15 protein-coding genes and 1 pseudogene are annotated in these 17,286 nt (G+C 71.2%); 6 read left to right on the top strand and 10 right to left on the bottom strand.

Annotated features, from left to right (window positions below; all coding sequences use genetic code 11):
* Nucleotides 1-116 precede the first annotated feature (116 nt).
* The 5 genes and pseudogenes from I8N67_RS21675 to I8N67_RS21655 form a co-directional block, all read right to left on the bottom strand.
* Nucleotides 117-1,604: a lysine N(6)-hydroxylase/L-ornithine N(5)-oxygenase family protein gene (locus I8N67_RS21675; RefSeq protein ID WP_200304826.1), complete on the bottom strand. Its 1,488-nt coding sequence runs from the start codon at nucleotides 1,602-1,604 to the stop codon at nucleotides 117-119.
* Entirely contained in the window at nucleotides 1,601-2,968 is a 1,368-nt protein-coding gene (locus tag I8N67_RS21670) for a pyridoxal phosphate-dependent decarboxylase family protein (RefSeq protein WP_200304825.1), read from the bottom strand. Before I8N67_RS21670 ends, I8N67_RS21675 begins: the two co-directional genes overlap by 4 nt.
* 191 nt (nucleotides 2,969-3,159) lie before the next feature.
* Nucleotides 3,160-5,664 carry an aminopeptidase N gene (pepN, locus tag I8N67_RS21665; RefSeq protein ID WP_200304824.1) on the bottom strand — a complete coding sequence of 835 codons (2,505 nt, stop codon included), beginning with the start codon at nucleotides 5,662-5,664 and terminating at the stop codon, nucleotides 3,160-3,162.
* Nucleotides 5,665-5,712: 48 nt separating this feature from the next.
* Nucleotides 5,713-6,245: pseudogene (locus I8N67_RS21660) on the bottom strand (response regulator).
* 233 nt (nucleotides 6,246-6,478) lie between these two features.
* Nucleotides 6,479-6,886, bottom strand: coding sequence for a chorismate mutase (locus tag I8N67_RS21655; RefSeq protein ID WP_200304823.1), 408 nt, complete (start codon nucleotides 6,884-6,886; stop codon nucleotides 6,479-6,481).
* 83 nt (nucleotides 6,887-6,969) lie between these two features.
* Between I8N67_RS21655 and I8N67_RS21650 the strand changes: the two genes are divergently transcribed.
* The gene (locus I8N67_RS21650; protein ID WP_200304822.1) at nucleotides 6,970-7,872 is read left to right on the top strand and encodes a hypothetical protein; all 903 of its coding nucleotides are present in this window, start codon (nucleotides 6,970-6,972) and stop codon (nucleotides 7,870-7,872) included.
* A gap of 243 nt (nucleotides 7,873-8,115) precedes the next feature.
* Here the strand turns inward: I8N67_RS21650 and I8N67_RS21645 are convergent, their stop codons facing one another.
* The gene (locus tag I8N67_RS21645; RefSeq protein ID WP_200304821.1) at nucleotides 8,116-9,036 is read right to left on the bottom strand and encodes an SDR family oxidoreductase; all 921 of its coding nucleotides are present in this window, start codon (nucleotides 9,034-9,036) and stop codon (nucleotides 8,116-8,118) included.
* 59 nt (nucleotides 9,037-9,095) lie between these two features.
* A complete protein-coding gene (locus I8N67_RS21640; protein ID WP_200304820.1) occupies nucleotides 9,096-9,845 on the bottom strand; it encodes an SDR family oxidoreductase in 750 nt (249 codons plus the stop codon).
* 53 nt (nucleotides 9,846-9,898) lie between these two features.
* On the opposite strand from I8N67_RS21640, the gene I8N67_RS21635 reads away from it, so the two are divergent.
* From I8N67_RS21635 to I8N67_RS21620, 4 genes are read left to right on the top strand one after another with little or no spacing between them, the layout of a single operon-like run.
* Nucleotides 9,899-10,696: an enoyl-CoA hydratase family protein gene (locus I8N67_RS21635; protein WP_200304819.1), complete on the top strand. Its 798-nt coding sequence runs from the start codon at nucleotides 9,899-9,901 to the stop codon at nucleotides 10,694-10,696.
* The gene (locus I8N67_RS21630; RefSeq protein WP_200304818.1) at nucleotides 10,689-11,537 is read left to right on the top strand and encodes a CoA transferase subunit A; all 849 of its coding nucleotides are present in this window, start codon (nucleotides 10,689-10,691) and stop codon (nucleotides 11,535-11,537) included. Before I8N67_RS21635 ends, I8N67_RS21630 begins: the two co-directional genes overlap by 8 nt.
* The gene (locus I8N67_RS21625) at nucleotides 11,537-12,310 is read left to right on the top strand and encodes a CoA-transferase subunit beta (protein WP_200304817.1); all 774 of its coding nucleotides are present in this window, start codon (nucleotides 11,537-11,539) and stop codon (nucleotides 12,308-12,310) included. The genes I8N67_RS21630 and I8N67_RS21625 overlap by 1 nt, the downstream gene beginning before the upstream one ends.
* Entirely contained in the window at nucleotides 12,310-13,362 is a 1,053-nt protein-coding gene (locus I8N67_RS21620) for an NAD(P)H-dependent flavin oxidoreductase (RefSeq protein WP_200304816.1), read from the top strand. Before I8N67_RS21625 ends, I8N67_RS21620 begins: the two co-directional genes overlap by 1 nt.
* Here the strand turns inward: I8N67_RS21620 and I8N67_RS21615 are convergent.
* The 3 genes from I8N67_RS21615 to I8N67_RS21605 form a co-directional block, all read right to left on the bottom strand.
* The gene (locus tag I8N67_RS21615) at nucleotides 13,346-14,503 is read right to left on the bottom strand and encodes an acetyl-CoA C-acetyltransferase (protein ID WP_200304815.1); all 1,158 of its coding nucleotides are present in this window, start codon (nucleotides 14,501-14,503) and stop codon (nucleotides 13,346-13,348) included. The two genes, I8N67_RS21620 and I8N67_RS21615, sit on opposite strands and share 17 nt — an antisense overlap.
* Nucleotides 14,504-14,553: 50 nt before the next feature.
* Entirely contained in the window at nucleotides 14,554-15,165 is a 612-nt protein-coding gene (locus tag I8N67_RS21610) for a TetR/AcrR family transcriptional regulator (RefSeq protein WP_200304814.1), read from the bottom strand.
* 116 nt (nucleotides 15,166-15,281) lie between these two features.
* Complete coding sequence (locus I8N67_RS21605) at nucleotides 15,282-16,073, bottom strand: SDR family oxidoreductase (RefSeq protein ID WP_200304813.1); 792 nt, start codon at nucleotides 16,071-16,073, stop codon at nucleotides 15,282-15,284.
* A gap of 48 nt (nucleotides 16,074-16,121) precedes the next feature.
* Here I8N67_RS21605 and I8N67_RS21600 point away from each other — a divergent pair, with 48 nt between their 5' ends.
* Nucleotides 16,122-17,261, top strand: coding sequence for an acyl-CoA dehydrogenase family protein (locus tag I8N67_RS21600; protein ID WP_200304812.1), 1,140 nt, complete (start codon nucleotides 16,122-16,124; stop codon nucleotides 17,259-17,261).
* The last annotated feature ends 25 nt before the right edge of the window (nucleotides 17,262-17,286 follow it).

The raw sequence follows: 17,286 nt of genomic DNA, 5'->3' as shown, positions 1-17,286 counted from the left end.
GGTCTGTGCCGGAGTGGTCTGTGCCGGAGTGGTCTGTGCGGATGCTGGTCATGGCCGAAAAGTAGGCAGTTTTATTGCAGCCGTCACCACTCCTGCCCTACTTCTTTGCCTTTCGATTACCTTGCGTCGATGAGCGGGGTGAGTGGGGTGAGGGTCTTTTCCTTGCGTGCGGACGGGATTCGTGGCCTGGGTTCGAGGCCGAAGGTGGTGAAGGCGGTGCGGCCGGGGAGGGGGTAGGGCTCCTTGTCGGTGAGGGTGTTGAGGATGGTGGCGCTGCGCCAGGCGGCGAGGCCGAGGTCGGGGGCGCCGACGCCGTGGGTGTGGAGTTCGGCGTTCTGGACGTAGACGTGGCAGCCGGAGGCGGTCACCGAGGGGTCGAGGACCATCCGGAACTTCTCGTCGACTCGGGGGCGCTCGCGGCTGTCGCGTCGGATGTAGGGGTCGAGGCCGGCGAGGACGCGGTCGAGGGGGCGTTCGCGGTAGCCGGTGGCGAGGACGACGGCGTCGGTGGTGAGGCGGGAGCGGGTGCCCTGCTCGATGTGTTCGAGGTGGAGTTCGACCTTGGTGGTCGCGAGGCGGCCGGCGGTGCGGACGTGGACGCCGGGGGTGAGGACGGCGTCGGGCCAGGCGCCGTCGAGGGTGCGGCGGTACAGCTCGTCGTGGATCGCGGCGATGGTGTCGGCGTCGATGCCCTTGTGGAGCTGCCATTGGGCGGTGACCAGGCGGTCGCGGGTCGGTTCGGCGAGCGCGTGGAAGTAGCGGGTGTAGTCGGGGGTGAAGTGTTCCAGGCCCAGTTTGGAGTACTCCATGGGTGCGAACGCCTCCGTACGGCCCAGCCAGTGCAGTCCCTCCCGTCCGGCGGGCCGGTGCCGCAGCAGGTCGAGGAAGACCTCGGCGCCGGACTGGCCGGCGCCGATGACGGTGACGTGTTCGGCGGCGAGGAGGCGGTCGCGGTCGTCGAGGTAGTCCGCGGCGTGGATGACGGGCACGCCGGGTGCCTCGACGAGTGGCTTGAGGGGTTCGGGCACGTACGGTTCGGTGCCGACGCCGAGGACGATGTTCCGGGCGTAGGTACGTCCGTGTGCGGTGCTCTCCGCGTCGTCGTCGAGCTGGGTGAAGTCGACCTCGAACAGGTCGCGTTCGGGGTTCCAGCGCACGGAGTCGACCTGGTGTCCGAAGCGGAGTCCGGGGAGGTTCTCGGCGACCCAGCGGCAGTAGGCGTCGTATTCGGCGCGCTGGATGTGGAAGCGCTCGGCGAAGTAGAAGGGGAAGAGCCGGTCGCGGGCCCTGAGGTGGTTCAGGAAGGACCATGGGCTGGCGGGGTCGGCGAGCGTCACCAGGTCTGCCAGGAAGGGTACTTGGACTGTGGCGCCTTCGATGAGGAGGCCGGGGTGCCAGTCGAATCCGGGGCGCTGTTCGTAGAACACGGCGTCGAGTTCGGCGAGGGGGTGGGCGAGGGCGGCGAGGGAGAGGTTGGCGGGGCCGATTCCGACGCCGATGAGGTCGCGGGGGGCGTCGGGTTCGTCGCTGGGTGGTGGGTCGGCGGGGGTGTTCGGGGGTGTGGGGGACAGCGGAGGCGTAGGGGGCGTCGGGGACGTGCTCATGTGGGGGTGTGTCCTTCTGCGAGTTCTACGAGCTTCAGCAGGGTGGCGAGGTCGCCGGGCCGGGTGTGGGGGTTGAGGAGGGTGGCTTTGAGCCAGAGGCGGCCGTCGAGTACGGCGCGGCCTATGACGGCCCGGCCGTCGTGGAGCAGTTTTCGGCGTACGGCGGCCACGGTGTCGTCGGATGCCCCGGCGGGCCGGAAGAGGACCGTGCTGATGGTGGGCCGGTCGTAGAGCTCGAAGGCGGGGTGTGCCTCGATGAGGGCGGCGAGGTCCTGGGCGAGGGCGCAGACGTGGTCGACGAGTGCGGCGAGTCCGGCGCGGCCCAGGGTTTTGAGGGTGACGGCGGTTTTGAGGATGTCGGGTCGGCGGGTGGTCCGTAGTGAGCGGCCGAGCAGGTCGGGGAGGCCGGCGTGGGTGTCGTCGTCGGCGTTGAGGTAGTCGGCGCGGTGGGTCAGTACGGCGAGGTCGGCGGCGTCGCGTACGGCGAGGAAGCCGGCGGCGGCTGGTTGCCAGCCGAGTTTGTGCAGGTCGAGGGTGATGGTGTGGGCGCGGGTGAGGCCGTCGAGGGCGGGGCGGTGGTGGTCGCTGAAGAGGAGGCCTCCGCCGTAGGCGGCGTCGATGTGGAGGCGGGCGCCGTGGGTTTCGCAGAGGTCGGCGATCTCGGGGAGTGGGTCGATGAGTCCGGCGTCGGTGGTGCCGGCGGTGGCCGCGACGAGGGCTGTGCGGGCGGGTGTCTGGGAGAGGGCGTGGTCGAGGGCGGCGGGGTCCAGGGTGCCGGAGGGTGCGGGGACGGTGAGGGGTTCGGGGAGGCCGAGGAGCCAGGCGGCGCGGGTGAGGGAGTGGTGGGCGTTGGCTCCGATGATCAGTCGTACGCCGGGGTGGGTTTCTCGTGCGAGGAGGACGGCGAGTTGGTTGGACTCGGTGCCGCCGGTGGTGACGAGGGCGTCGGCGGCGCCGGTCTCGGCGGCCAGGGCGCGGGTCACGAGGGCTTCGAGGGCGGAGGCGGCGGGGGCCTGGTCCCAGGAGTCGAGGGAGGGGTTCAATGCGGAGGCGGCGAGGTCCGCGGCGGCGGCGACGGCCAGGGGTGGGGTGTGGAGGTGGGCCGTGCACAGGGGGTCGGCGGGGTCGGCGGTGCCTGCGGCGAGGGCGCGGACCAGCCGGTGGAGTGCGTCGGGGTCGCCTTGGGCGGGGAGCGGGTCGCCGAGTGCGTCGCGCATCCGGGCTGTGACCGCTTGCGGGCCGCCGGCGGGGAGGGGGCCGCCCCGCTCGTGGGCGCCTTCGCGGAGTGCGGTGAGCACTGTGTCCAGCAGTGGTTCGAGTGCGCCGGGGCCTTGGGGACCTGAGGCGAGGGGTGGGGCGGTCATGGGGTCCTCCGGAGCACGGGGAACCCCATCTTGTACGCCAATTGGGTGCTGACACCCGAAAATGCCGCCAATTACAGCCAAAAGAGCGTACGGCAGCGCGCCTTGAAGGGGGGCGGGGAACTGCGCGATCAGCCACACACAGCCGCGAGCCCGCAGTCAACCCCCGCCCCGACGGCGCGTTCGTAAGTCGCCTACGCCTCCCGCGCGCGCAACGCACGCCCCAGGTCGTCCAGTTGGTCCACCAGCTTGCGCCGAAGGGCCGGAATCGGCTGACCGTCTCGGAGACACCGCTCCCCCAGACCGAGGGTCTCCGGGTCCACGGCGTAGAGGGGGAACGCCCACCGTCCGGCCGCCTCCGCGATGGCCGGTCCTCGTCGGGCGGCCAGCGTCACCGCGTCGGTCCAGTAGCGCTCGACGTACTCGTGGAGGAGGTCCGTCTGTTCCGGTTGCCAGAATCCCTGGGCGGTGGCGGTGAAGAGGTAGTTGGAGAGGTCGTCGGTGGTGAACATGGCGTCCCAGGCGGTGCGCTTGGCGTCCGGGTCGGGCAGGGCGGCCCGGCAGCGGGCGGCGCCCTCCTGGCCGGTGGCGCTCGGGTCCCGCTCCAGTTCTTCGGCGATCGCGGCGGTGTCGACCGCACCGAGGGCGGCGAGCCGGCCGAGGACGCGCCAGCGCAGCTCGGGGTCGAGTTCGGGTCCGCCGGGGACGGTGCCTTCGGCGAGCCAGGCGGCGATGGTGTCGGGGTGGGCTGCGACGTCGATGAAGTGGCGTACGGCGGTGAGGCGCAGGCCGGGGTTGTCGCCGTCCTCGGTGCGGCGGATGAGGTCGCGGCACAGGGCGGTGAGGGTGGACAGGCCGGTGGGGCGCTGGGCGGGGGCGAGGAGGCGGTCGGCGACCTGGGTGGTGGCGAAGGCGAGGACGCCTTGGACGATGGCCAGGTCGGTTTCGCGGGGGAGGTGGGCGCGGGCGGCTTCGAGGTAGGCGGCGGGTGGGAGTTCGGCGTCGCGTACGGCGTCGCGCAGGGCGTTCCAGACGACGGCGCGGGTGAGGGGGTCGGGGAGGCCGGAGAGGTGGCCGGTGACGGCGGTGAAGGAGTCGGGGTCGAAGCGGACCTTGGTGTAGGTGAGGTCGCCGTCGTTGAGGAGGAGCAGGGCGGGCCGTTTGCCGATGGGCTGGTCGGTGGTCTGGGGGATGTCTAGTTCGATGCGGTCGCGGAGGGTGAGGTGGCCCTGGTCGTCGCCGAGGTCCTGGTCGTAGAGGCCGACGGTGATGTGGTGGGGGCGGCTGCCGGCGTGGTCGACGGTGAGGGTGTGGGTACCGTCGGGGCTGCGGGTGATCTTGGGGGTGAGGGTGTCGACGCCGGTGGTGCGCAGCCAGGCGTCGGCCCAGGCGTGGACGTCGCGTTCGGTGGCCCCGGCGAGGTTGTCGATGAAGTCGGCGAGGGTGGCGTTGCCGAAGCGGTGGCGGGTGAAGTGGGTGTTGATGCCGGCGAGGAAGTCTTTCTCGCCGAGCCAGGCGACGAGTTGGCGGAGGGCGGAGGCGCCCTTGGCGTAGGAGATGCCATCGAAGTTGAGGAGGGCGGCGGCGGTGTCGTCGACCGCTTCGGGGGCGACGGGGTGGGTGGAGGGGCGCTGGTCGGCGTCGTATCCCCAGGCTTTGCGGGCGATGCCGAAGTCGACCCAGGTGTCGGTGAAGCGGGTGGCTTCGGTGAGGGTCTGGTAGCCCATGTACTCGGCGAAGGACTCGTTGAGCCAGATGTCGTCCCACCATTTGAGGGTGACGAGGTCGCCGAACCACATGTGGGCCATTTCGTGGGCGATGACCATGGCGCGGGTCTGGCGTTCGGTGTCGGTGACGGCGGAGCGGTAGATGAACTCGTCGCGGAAGGTGACGAGGCCGGGGTTCTCCATGGCGCCCGCGTTGAATTCGGGGACGAAGGCCTGGTCGTAGGAGTCGAAGGGGTAGGGCTCCTCGAACTTCTCGTGGTAGCGGTCGAAGCAGGCGCGGGTGACGTCGAGGATTTCGTCGGCGTCGGTGTCGAGGTGGGGGGCGAGGGAGCGGCGGCAGTGGATGCCGAAGGGCAGGCCTCGGTGTTCGGTGTGTACGGAGTGCCAGGGGCCGGCGGCGACGGCGACGAGGTAGGTGGAGATCAGGGGGGTGGTGGCGGCCCGCCAGGTGCCGTCGTCGTGGTGTTCGGTGATGCCGTTGGCGAGGACGGTCCAGGTGTCGGGGGCGGTGACGGTGAGGTCGAAGACGGCCTTGAGGTCGGGTTGGTCGAAGGCGGCGAAGACGCGTTGTACGTCGTCCATGAAGAGCTGGGTGTAGACGTAGGTCTCGCTGTCGGTGGGGTCGGTGAAGCGGTGCATGCCTTCGCCGGTGCGGGAGTAGCGCATGGCGGTGTCGACGCGCAGTTCGTGTTCGCCCGGGGTGAGGCCCTTGAGGGGCAGGCGGTTGCCGTCGAGGGTCTCGGGGTCGAGGGGCTGTCCGTCGAGGGTTGCGGAGCGCAGTTCGGCGGGCTTGAGCTCGACGAAGGTGTCCGCGGCCTTTTTCTTTCCCCGCACGGTGAAGTGGATGGCGGTGCGGGAGTCGAAGGTCTCGTCGCCGCGCGTGAGGTCGAGTGCGATCTCGTAGCGGTGGACGTCGAGGAGCCGGGCACGGGCTTGCGCTTCGTCGCGCGTCAGTACGGACATGAGGGACATGCTGCCTGATGCCTTTGGCACGGGACAGGGGCGGGCCTGGTACGCGACCTATGTCCGGTCGTGTGCGCCGTTCGCGGGGCCGTGTGCGGGCTGTGCCGCGCGGTTCTTCGAGCCGTCGTGCCGCGTGGGGACGCGGCCCTTGTCCTGGTGGTCGGTGAGGCGGGCTCGGAGGTCGCGGACCTCGCGTTCGAGGGCGTGTGAGCGGGCGTGGGTGTCGTAGAGGTCGCGGACCTTGGTGCGCGGGGCCCAGGGGGCGACGGGTTTCATGACGAGGTCGGCGACGCCGAGCCGGAGGGCGGTGGAGGTGAGTTCGGCGTCGGGGCCGAAGCCGGTGAGGAGGATGACGGGAATGTGCTGGGTCTGTTCCACGCGCCGCATGCAGTGGACTACGTCGAGGCCGCTGACGCCGGGCATGCGCACGTCGAGGAGGAGCAGGCCGACGTGGCCGCGGAGGACTTCCTTGAGTGCCGCGTCGCCGCTGGTGGCGCGGGTGAGGCGGTGGCCGAGGGGCGGGTGCTTTCCAGGGCGTACAGCGTGTCCTCGTGGTCGTCGACGATGAGGATGGCGGCTTCGGGCCGCATCGTGGCTTCGGGCCGCATCGTGGCTTCGGGCCGCATCGTGGCTTCGGGCCGCATCGTGGCTTCCGACGGCGTCCTGGCTTCCGGCGGGATGGCGGATGTCCCCGTCCCCTCGCGCGGACCGGGGGTTCGCGATCTGTGGCTGGTGATCGGCGGCCCTGGCCCGCGCCCTCGCTGCGTGCGGTCGGTGCTTGACGAAGAGTGCTCACGCAGGATGCCTCTGGGGAGGCTGGATGTCACTCCCCTGTGCGCGTACCGCCTGTGCCGGTCGCACCGGCTCCGCCGGGCGTGCCGTTCAGGGTGTCGTCCGCGATGCGTTCGTGGTGCCGGATGACCTCGGCGATGATGAAGTTGAGGAGTTTCTCGGCGAATGCCGGGTCGAGCTTGGCGCTTTCGGCGAGGCCGCGCAGCCGGTTGATCTGCTGGGCCTCGCGGGCCGGGTCGGCGGCGGGCAGTTGGTGTCCGGCCTTGAGGTGGCCGACCCGCTGGGTGCACTTGAAGCGCTCGGCGAGCATGTGGACGACGGCGGCGTCGATGTTGTCGATGCTGTCCCGCAGCCGTGCGAGCTCGGCCCGCACGTCCGCGTCGACCTCGCCGGTCGCGGCCGCGCCCGTGTTCGCCTCGTTGGTGTTGCTGGTGGTCATGGTCATCCACCCTACGTCGCTCGGGTCCGCCGCCCGTACCGGCTTAGAGTGGAACGTATCGAGGCGTCTTTGGGGGTGCGGACGTGGCGAACGGCGGGCCTGTCGAGCACGGCTACCCGCACCTGGACATGGTGCGGGCGTCGATCACCGCCCTGTACAAGCGGCTCTCGTACGACACGATCCGGACGTTCGCCGCCAGTGTGGCCCCCGTCGACGTGGCGTTCTGCGACACCGACGACCTCCATCTCGGGGCGCAGCGGGTGGCCCGCGAGCTGGTGCGGCACTATCGGCTGCCGGATGCCCGGGTGATCGTCGCGTTCCGGGAGATGACCCACGCGGCCAATGTCGAGCTGGCGGCGGGCCCCGAGTATTTCGTGGAGCTCAATGACCGTTTCCGCACACATCGCCGGGACATCGGCGCGGCCCTCGCCCACGAGGTCATGCACGTGTATCTGCATCGCCTCGGGCTGTCCTTTCCCGGCACCCGCGACAACGAGATCCTCACGGACACGGCGGCGGCCTATCTGGGGGCGGGGTGGCTGCTGCTGGACGCGTACCGGGAGGACGCCGCGTCGTCGCAGAAGCTGGGGTATCTGACGCCGGAGGAGTTCGGATACGTGCTGGCCAAGCGGGCCCAGCTGTTCGGTGAGGATCCTTCGGTCTGGTTCACCAGTGCGCAGGCGTATGCGGCGTACGCGGAGGGGCGGGCGCGGGCTCGCCGGGATGAGCAGCAGCCGCCGCTCACGGCGGCGGGGTGGGCGGGGCGGCGGCGGTACGCGAGGGATCGGCGTCATGCGCAGGACCCGCGGTCGGCTGGGGCGGGGGTGGGGGTGGGGGTGCCGTATGTGTTCACGGCGGAGGGGCGGGGGGTGTTGCGGGTGTCGTTCGACTGTCCGACGTGTCATCAGAGGATCAGGGTGCCGGTTCGGGGGCGGGTTCGGGCTCGGTGTGGGTTGTGTCGGACGGTTTTGGAGTGCGATACGTAGGTTTTTGGGGCGCGGGCGGGTTTTTGGGGCGCGGGCGGGTTTTTGGGGGCGGGCAGGTTTTTGGGGGCGGGCAGGTTTTTGGGGGCGGGCAGGTTTTTGGGGCGCGGGCGGGTTTTTGGGGCGCGTCAGGGGGGTGGGGGATCGGTTTGTTCGGCGGGTGCGGGTGTGTGTGGGCTGGTCGCGCAGTTCCTCGCTCCTCTGAGGATCCTGGGGCGCGGCCTTGTCCGGAAGGGTGGGCATGGCTCAGCCGGACCCGTACACCTGCCCGGGTGGCTGGGCCTCCGCCAGCAGCTTCCGTACGGTCTCCCCGGCGTCCGTCGGGCTCCATCGTGACTGCTTGTCCGTCGTGGGGCCGGGGCGCCAGCCCTCCATGACGGTGATGCGGCCGCCCTCTGTTTCGAAGACTCGGCCGGTGACGCCCTCGCTCGCGGCGGAGCCCAGCCAGACGACCAAGGGCGACACGTTCTCCGGGGCCATCGTGTCGAAGCCGGTGCCGGGCGCGGTCATGGTTTCGGTGAAGACGCCCTCGGTCATCCGCGTGCGGGCGGCGGGGGCGATGGCGTTGACCTGGACGCCGTAGCGGGCCAGTTCGGCGGCGGCGACGAGGGTGAGGCCCACGATGCCGGCCTTGGCGGCGCTGTAGTTGCTCTGGCCGACCGAGCCGAGCAGGCCCGCTCCGCTGCTGGTGTTGACGATCCTGGCCGTCGGCGGGCGCCCGGCCTTGGTCTCGGCGCGCCAGTGTGCGGCGGCGTGTTTCAGGGGGAGGAAGTGGCCCTTGAGGTGGACTCGGATGACGGCGTCCCAGTCGTCCTCGTCGAGGTTGACGAGCATACGGTCGCGCAGGAACCCGGCGTTGTTGACGAGGGTGTCGAGTCGGCCGTACGTCTCCAGGGCGGTGTGTACGAGGGAGGCGGCGCCCTCGGTCGTGGCGATGTCTGCGCCGTGGGCGATCGCGTCCCCTCCCCCGGCGCGGATCTCCTCGACGACCTGGGCGGCCGGGCTGTCGGGGTCCGGGGTGCCGTCGAGTCCGACGCCGAGGTCGTTGACGACGACGCGGGCGCCCTCGGCGGCGTGGGCGAGCGCGTGTGCGCGGCCGAGGCCACGGCCCGCGCCGGTGACGATCACGACGCGGCCTTCGCAGAGCCGGTGTGTGGTGCTGCTCATTGCGATACCTGTTCCCCTTCGTCCGTTTGTTCTTTTGCCCGTTTGTTCTTGTGTCCGTTTCAGCCGTGGTCTGTCTGTCTGTTGGCCGTCGCCGCGTCGAGGAAGGCGGGGCGTTCGCCGCCGCCGTGGACCAGCAGGGAGGCTCCGGTGATGTATGCCGCCGCGTCCGAGGCGAGGAAGACGGCTGCCTCGCCGACGTCGGAGGGGTCGGCGAGGCGGCCCAGCGGGACTGTGCGGGCCACGGCTGCGATGCCTTGGTCGTCGCCGTAGTGGAGGTGGGACTGTTCCGTGCGGACCATGCCGAGGACGAGGGTGTTGACACGTATCTCGGGGGCCCATTCCACGGCCATCGAGCGGGCCAGGTGCTCCAGGCCGGCCTTGGCCGCGCCGTACGCCGCCGAGCCGGGCGACGGGCGGCTGCCGCTGACGCTGCCGATCATCACGATCGTGCCCCGGGCCCGCCGAAGGTGGTCGTGGGCGGCGAGGGAGACGGTCAGCGGGGCGGTGAGGTTGAGTTCGACGACGCGGGCGTGGCTGCGGGCGTCCGTCCCGGTCAGGGGCCGGTAGGGGGTGCCGCCGACGTTGTTGACGAGGACATCGACTCGGGGCAGGTCGTCGAAGAAGCGGCCTACGGCGTCGGGGTCCCGTACGTCCAGGGGGATGAACTCGGTGCCTTTGAGGGGTGCTTCGGGTGGGTGGCGGGCGCAGGTCACGACCTCGGCGCCGGCTTCGGTGAAGGCGTGGGCGATGCCGGCGCCGACGCCGCGTGTGCCGCCGGTGACGACGGCGAGCTTCCCGTTGAGCCGCATCCGCTGCTACCTTTCACCTAACAAACGTTAGATTGAAGGTAGCTGATGCTCCGATGGGTGTCTCCACCTCGTCCCCCGAAAAGGGGATTTTCGTTGTCACGGTTGACTTCCCGCCCGTCAACGCGCTGCCGGTGCGCGGGTGGTTCGAGCTGGCCGACGCCGTGCGCGAGGCGGGGCGCGATCCCGGCGTCCGGTGTGTCGTGCTGGCGGCGGCGGGGCGCGGGTTCAACGCCGGGGTGGACATCAAGGAGATCCAGGCGGCGGGACGGAACGCGCTGATCGGCGCCAACCACGGCTGCGCGGCGGCCTTCGCGGCGGTGTACGAGTGCGAGGTGCCGGTGGTGGCGGCGGTGCAGGGGTTCTGCCTGGGCGGCGGGATCGGGCTGGCCGGCAACGCGGACATGATCGTGGCGAGCGACGACGCGACCTTCGGGCTGCCCGAGCTGGACCGGGGCGCGCTGGGTGCGGCCACACATCTGTCCCGGCTGGTGCCGCAGCACCTGATGCGCGCCCTGTACTACACCTCGCGTACGGCGACCGCGGCCGAGCTGCGGGCGCACGGCTCGGTGTGGCGAGTGGTGCCGCGTCCCGAACTGCCGGTCGCCGCACTGGAGTTGGCGCGGGAGATCGCCGCGAAGGACGGTCGGCTGATCCGGCTGGCCAAGGCCGCGATCAACGGCATCGACCCCGTCGACGTCCGCCGCAGCTACCGCTTCGAGCAGGGCTTCACCTTCGAGGCGAACCTCAGCGGGGTGGCCGACGAGGTACGCGACACCTTCGGGAAAACCGAGGGGAAGTCCGGGGCGCAGGCCGGGGAACAGGCAGGGAACGAGGGGAACCCAGGTGAGTGACAAGACGATGACCGCTGAGGAGGCCGTCTCGCGGCTGGCGAGCGGGATGACCCTCGGCATCGGCGGCTGGGGCTCGCGCCGCAAGCCGATGGCACTGGTGAGAGCACTGCTCCGGTCCGAGATCACCGATCTCACGGTCGTGTCGTACGGCGGCCCGGACGTCGGCATGCTCGCCGCCGCCGGACGCGTACGGAAACTGGTCGCCGCCTTCGCCACCCTCGACTCCATCCCCCTCGAACCGCACTTCCGGGCGGCGCGCGAGCGGGGCGCCTTCGAGCTGATGGAGATCGACGAGGCGATGTTCATGTGGGGGCTGCGGGCCGCCGCGAACCGGCTGCCCTTCCTGCCGGTACGGGCGGGCATCGGCTCGGACGTCATGCGCGTCAACCCCGGCCTGCGGACCGTGACCTCGCCGTACGACGACGGGGAGACCTTCGTCGCCATGCCCGCCCTGCACCTGGACGCCGCGTTCGTGCACGTCAACCGGGCCGACCGGCAGGGCAACGGCCAGTACCTCGGCCCGGACCCGTACTTCGACGACCTCTTCTGCGAGGCGGCCGGCACGGCGTACGTCTCGTGCGAACGGCTCGTCGACACGGCCGAGCTGACGAAGGACGCCCCGCCCCAGACACTGCTGATCAACCGCCATGTGGTGACGGGCGTGGTCGAGGCGCCGAACGGCGCGCACTTCACGTCCTGCGCCCCCGATCACGGGCGGGACGAGGCGTTCCAGAGGCACTACGCGACCACGCCCTGGGGGGAGTTCGCCGAGCGGTTCCTGGCGGGCGACGAACACGCCTATCAGTCGGCCGTGCAGGCCTGGCACAAGGAGCGCTCCTGATGACCTCGTCCGCCTCGCCCCTCGGGGAGGTCGCGGTCTCGACCGCTCCGCCCACCCGCGCCGAGTACTGCGTGCTCGCCTGCGCCGAAGCCTGGCGCGGGGCCGGGGAGATCCTCGCCGGCCCCATGGGCCTCATCCCGTCGCTGGGCGCACGCCTCGCCAAGTGGACCTTCTCGCCGGATCTGCTGCTGACGGACGGCGAGGCGATGCTCGTGGGCCTCGACGGCACGCCGGAGGGCTGGCTGCCGTACCGCAGGCATCTCGCGCTCGCCACGGGCGGCAGGCGGCACGTGATGATGGGCGCGAGCCAGCTCGACCGCCACGGCAACCAGAACATCTCGTGTATCGGCGACTGGGAGCGCCCCCGGAGGCAGTTGCTCGGGGTGCGCGGCGCGCCGGTGAACTCCCTGAACCACGCGACGAGTTACTGGGTGCCGAAGCACTCCAGGCGGGTCTTCGTGGAGAAGGTCGACATGGTGTGCGGGGTGGGGTACGACCGCGCGGCCGAGCATCCCGTGACGGCCCGGTACCACCATCTGCCGCGTGTCGTGTCCGACCTCGGGGTCTTCGACTTCGCCACGCCCGACCGCTCGATGCGGCTGGCGTCGCTGCATCCGGGGGTCACGGTCGGGCAGGTCAGGGAGGCGACCGGCTTCGATCTCACCGTCCCGGACGAGGTGCCGTACACCCGTGAACCCGGCGCGGCCGAGCTGCGGCTGATCCGCGAGGTGATCGACCCGGAGAACACCCGCGCGCGCGAGGTGCGGGGCTGATGGACACGGCACTCACCCGGCTGGTCGGCGTCCGCCATCCGATCGTGCAGACCGGTATGGGCTGGGTGGCCGGCCCCCGGCTGGTCTCCGCCACGGCGAACGCGGGCGCCCTCGGCATCCTGGCCTCCGCGACCATGACTCCCGATCGGCTTCGGGACGCCGTACGGGAGGTGAGGTCCCGTACGGACGGCAGGCCCTTCGGAGTGAATCTGCGGGCGGACGCGGGGGACGCGCGGGAACGGGTGCGGATCATCATCGAGGAGGGCGTCCGGGTGGCGTCCTTCGCGCTCGCGCCGTCCAGGGAGCTGATCGCCGAGCTCAAGGACGCGGGCGTGGTCGTGATCCCGTCCGTCGGTGCCCGGCGGCACGCCGAGAAGGTGGCCGCGTGGGGTGCGGACGCGGTCGTCGTACAGGGCGGGGAGGGCGGCGGGCACACCGGGGAGGTGGCGACGACCGTGCTGCTGCCGCAGGTCGTGGACGCCGTGGGCATACCCGTGATCGCCGCCGGTGGCTTCCACGACGGGCGCGGTCTGGTCGCCGCGCTGGCCTTCGGGGCGGCCGGGGTCGCGATGGGCACGCGGTTCCTGCTCACCTCGGACTCGACGGTGCCGGACGCGGTGAAGGCCCGGTATCTGGCGGCGGCGGTCAAGGACGTCACCGTCACGAGGGCCGTGGACGGGCTGCCGCACCGCATGCTCCGTACGGAGTTCGTGAACGCCCTGGAGAAGTCGGGCCGTACCCGCGCCCTGCTGCACGCCGTGCGCCACGCGGCCGGCTTCCGGCGGCTCTCCGGGCTCACCTGGCGCCGTATGGTCCGCGACGGGCTCGCGCTGCGGCACGGCAAGGACCTCACCTGGAGTCAGGTCCTGCTGGCCGCCAACACACCGATGCTGCTCAGGTCCGCGATGGTGGAGGGCCGTACGGACCTGGGGGTGATGGCGGCCGGGCAGGTCGCCGGGGTGATCGACGACCTGCCGTCCTGCGCGGAGCTGGTGGAACGGATCATGAAGGAGGCGGAGGAGACCTTGAAGGGCCTCACAGCCGCTCGATGATCGTCACGTTCGCCTGGCCGCCCCCCTCGCACATCGTCTGGAGCCCGAAGCGGCCGCCCGTGCGTTCCAGTTCGTGCAGGAGGGTCGTCATGAGTTTGGCGCCTGTCGCGCCGAGCGGGTGGCCGAGGGCGATCGCGCCGCCGTTGACGTTGACCTTGTCCGGGTCGGCGCCGGTCTCCTTGAGCCAGGCGAGGACGACGGGGGCGAAGGCCTCGTTGATCTCGACGAGGTCGATGGCGTCGAGGGAGAGGCCGGTCTTCTTCAGGGCGTGGGCGGTCGCCGGTATCGGGGCGGTGAGCATACGGATGGGGTCCTCGCCGCGTACGGAGAGGTGGTGCACGCGCGCGCGGGGCGTGAGTCCGTGCTCGCGCACCGCCCGCTCGGAGGCGAGGAGCAGCGCGGCGGCGCCGTCGGAGACCTGGGAGGAGCAGGCGGCGGTGACGGTGCCGCCGTCGATGACCGGCTTCAGCCCGGCCATCTTCTCCAGCGAGGTGTCCCGGCGCGGTCCCTCGTCGACGGTCACGTCGCCGTACGGCACGGTCTCGCGCGTGAAGCGGCCCTCGTCGACGGCGCGTACGGCCCGCTGGTGGGACCGCAGGGCGTACTCCTCCTGGTCGAGGCGGCTGATGCCCCACTTCGCGGCGATCATCTCGGCGCCGGCGAACTGATTGACCGGCCGGTCCCCGTATCGTGCCCGCCAGCCCTCGCTGCCCGCGAAGGGGCCTTCGGTGAGGCCGAGCGGCAGGGCGGCCTGGCGGGAGGCGAAGGCGATGGGGATCATCGTCATGTTCTGGACGCCGCCGGCGACCACCAGGTCCTGGGTGCCGGAGAGGACGGCCTGGGCGGCGAAGTGCACGGCCTGCTGCGAGGAGCCGCACTGCCGGTCGACGGTCGTGCCCGGTACCTCCTCCGGCAGCCCGGCGGCCAGCCAGCTGGTCCGTGCGATGTCCCCGGCCTGCGGTCCGACGGTGTCCAGGCAGCCGAAGACGACGTCCTCGACGGCCGCCGGGTCCACGCCGGCGCGCGCGACGAGTGCTTTCAGCGCGTGCGCGCCGAGGTCGGCCGGATGGACCCCGCCGAGCCCTCCCCCGCGCCGCCCGACGGGCGTCCGGACCGCTTCGACGATGTAGGCCTCGGCCATGTCAACTCCCTTACAGGAAAGGACTGTTCACGCACCAGGAACTGACAGAACTATGCGCGTACGGCGATCCCGTCCAGCACCATCGACAGGTACTGCCGGGCGATCTCCTCCGGGCTGTGCTGTCCGCCGGGCCGGTACCAGGACGCGGCGACCCACACGGTGTCGCGCACGAACCGGTACGTGAGCCTCGTGTCGAGGTCGGCCCGGAAGACCTGGGCGGCGACTCCGTGCTCCAGCGTGGACAGCCACGCCTTCTCGAATCTGCGCTGCGAGTCCGCGAGGAACACGAAGCGCTCCTGCGCGACCAGCTGCTTGGCTTCCTTCTGGTAGATCGCGACGGCGGCGCGGTGCCGGTCGATCTCCCGGAACGACTCGGTGACGAGGGCCTCCAGCGTCTCGCGCGGGCCGAGTCCGGCCGCGAGGACGGTGTCGTAGCCGTCCCAGAGCTCGTCGAGGAAGGTCCGCAGGATCTCTTCGAGCATCGACTCCTTGGAGTCGAAGTGGTAGTAGAGGCTGCCCGCGAGCATGCCCGCGTGGTCCGCGATCTTGCGTACGGTGGTGGCGTTGTAGCCCTGCTCGGCGAAGACCTCGGCGGCGGTGTCGAGGAGTTCACGGCGGCGGGCGGGCGCGGCGGTCACCTGGGGCTTCTTCTTGGTCGGCACGGATCCATTGTGGTCCGTCGGTCCATTGCGATGCGTCGCTCCGTTGTGATCCGACGTTCGGTTGTGATCCGACGTTCCGTTGTGATCCGACGATGCATGGTGGTCCGCTCCGGTCCTCAGGCGTGCTGGCTGCTGACGGAGACGATCTCTCCCGTCATGTACGAGGAGTAGCCGGACGCCAGGAACACGATCACGTTGGCCACCTCCCACGGCTCGGCGTACCGGCCGAAGGCCTCGCGGGCGGTCAGCTCCTCCAGCAGCTCGGGGGTCGTGACCTTCACCAGGTGCGGGTGCATGGCGAGGCTCGGCGAGACCGCGTTGACCCGCACCCCGTACTGCGCCGCCTCCGCGGCCGCGCACCTGGTCAGCGCCATCACGCCCGCCTTCGCCGCCGCGTAGTGCGCCTGGCCGGCCTGGGCGCGCCAGCCGACGACGGAGGCGTTGTTGACGATCACGCCGCCCGCTCCGGCGCTCCTCATCGAGCGGAGTGCCGCCCGGGTGCACCGGAATGTGCCGTTCAGCGTCACGTCGAGGACTCGGGACCACTGGTCGTCGCTCATGTCGACGAGGGCGGAGGTCCCGCCGAGCCCCGCGTTGTTGACCACGATGTCGAGCCGCCCGTGTTCCCGTACGGCGGCGTCGAACAGCGCCCGTATCTGCGCCTCGTCGGTCACGTCGCAGGGCATCGCCCCGACCGACTCCGCCCCGAACTCCCCGGCCAGCTCGGCCTCGTACTCCTTGAGGCGTCGGGTGTGGGCGTCGCTGAGGATGACGCGCGCGCCCTCCTCCAGGAAGCGCCGGGCGGTCGCGCCGCCGATGCCCGCGCCGGCCGCCGCGGTGATCACGGCGGTGCGTCCGCGGAGCAGTTCGTGCCCGGGAACGTACGCCGGACCCTCGACGTTCTTCATGACAGCACGCTAACCTACCAAACACTTGTTAGGGAAGGAGGGTGGCCCGTGGACCTCGCCCGTTCCCCCGCCGAGGAGGCCTTCCGCGCCGAGGCGCGCGCCTGGCTGCGTGCCCATGTCCCGCCGGAGCCGCTGCCCTCCCTGGAGACGGCGGAGGGTTTCGCGGCCCACCGCGGCTGGGAGGCCGAGCTGTCCGCCGGCCGCTGGTCGGTGGTGACCTGGCCGACCGCGTACGGCGGGCGCGACGCGGACCTCCAGCGCTGGCTGATCTTCGAGGAGGAGTACTACGCGGCGGGCGCCCCGGGGCGCGTCAGCCAGAACGGCATCAGTCTCCTCGCCCCGACCCTCTTCGACCACGGCACCCGGGAGCAGCGGGCGCGCGTACTGCCGCCGATGGCCTCCGGCGAGGTGGTGTGGGCCCAGGCCTGGTCGGAGCCCGACGCCGGTTCGGACCTGGCCTCCCTCACTTCCGGAGCCGTGCGCACGGACGGGGGCTGGCTGCTGAGCGGCCAGAAGGCCTGGTCGTCGCGCGCGGCCTTCGCGGATCGCGCGTTCGGCCTGTTCCGCAGCGAGCGTGGCACTCCGAAACCCCATCAGGGGCTGACGTACCTCATGTTCGACCTGCGCGCGCCGGGTGTGACGGTCCGGCCGACCGGCCGCCTGGACGGCAAGCCGGCCTTCGCCGAGCTCTTCCTCGACGAGGTGTTCGTCCCGGACGAGGACGTCATAGGCGAGCCCGGCCAGGGCTGGCGCATCGCGATGTCGGCGGCCGGCAACGAACGCGGCCTGATGCTCCGCTCCCCGGGCCGCTTCCTCGCCTCCGCGAACCGGCTCCTGGCTCTCTGGCATGCCCGGGGCAGCCCGTCGGCCACCCGCGACCGCGTCGCCGACGCACTGATCGGCGCCCGCGCCTACCAGCTCTTCACCAGCGCGAGCGCCTCCCGCTTCCTCGACGGCGAGACGCTCGGCCCGCAGTCCAGCCTGAACAAGGTCTTCTGGTCCGAGTACGACATCGCCCTGCACGAAACGGCGCTCGAACTGCTCGGCGAGGAAGGCGAGTTGGCGGACACCGACTGGTCCGAGGGTTACGTCTTCGCCCTCGCCGGCCCCATCTACGCCGGCACCAACGAGATCCAGCGCGACATCATCGCCGAGCGCCTGCTCGGCCTGCCGAAGGGCCGCCGCTGATGCCTGTCCTCACCCCGAAGGGCCG

The sequence above is a fragment of the Streptomyces adelaidensis genome, assembly GCF_016598475.1.
Taxonomy (GTDB): Bacteria; Actinomycetota; Actinomycetes; order Streptomycetales; family Streptomycetaceae; genus Streptomyces; species Streptomyces adelaidensis.
Note: the sequence above shows the minus strand (reverse complement) of the source record. Positions and strands in the feature narration are given on the sequence as shown.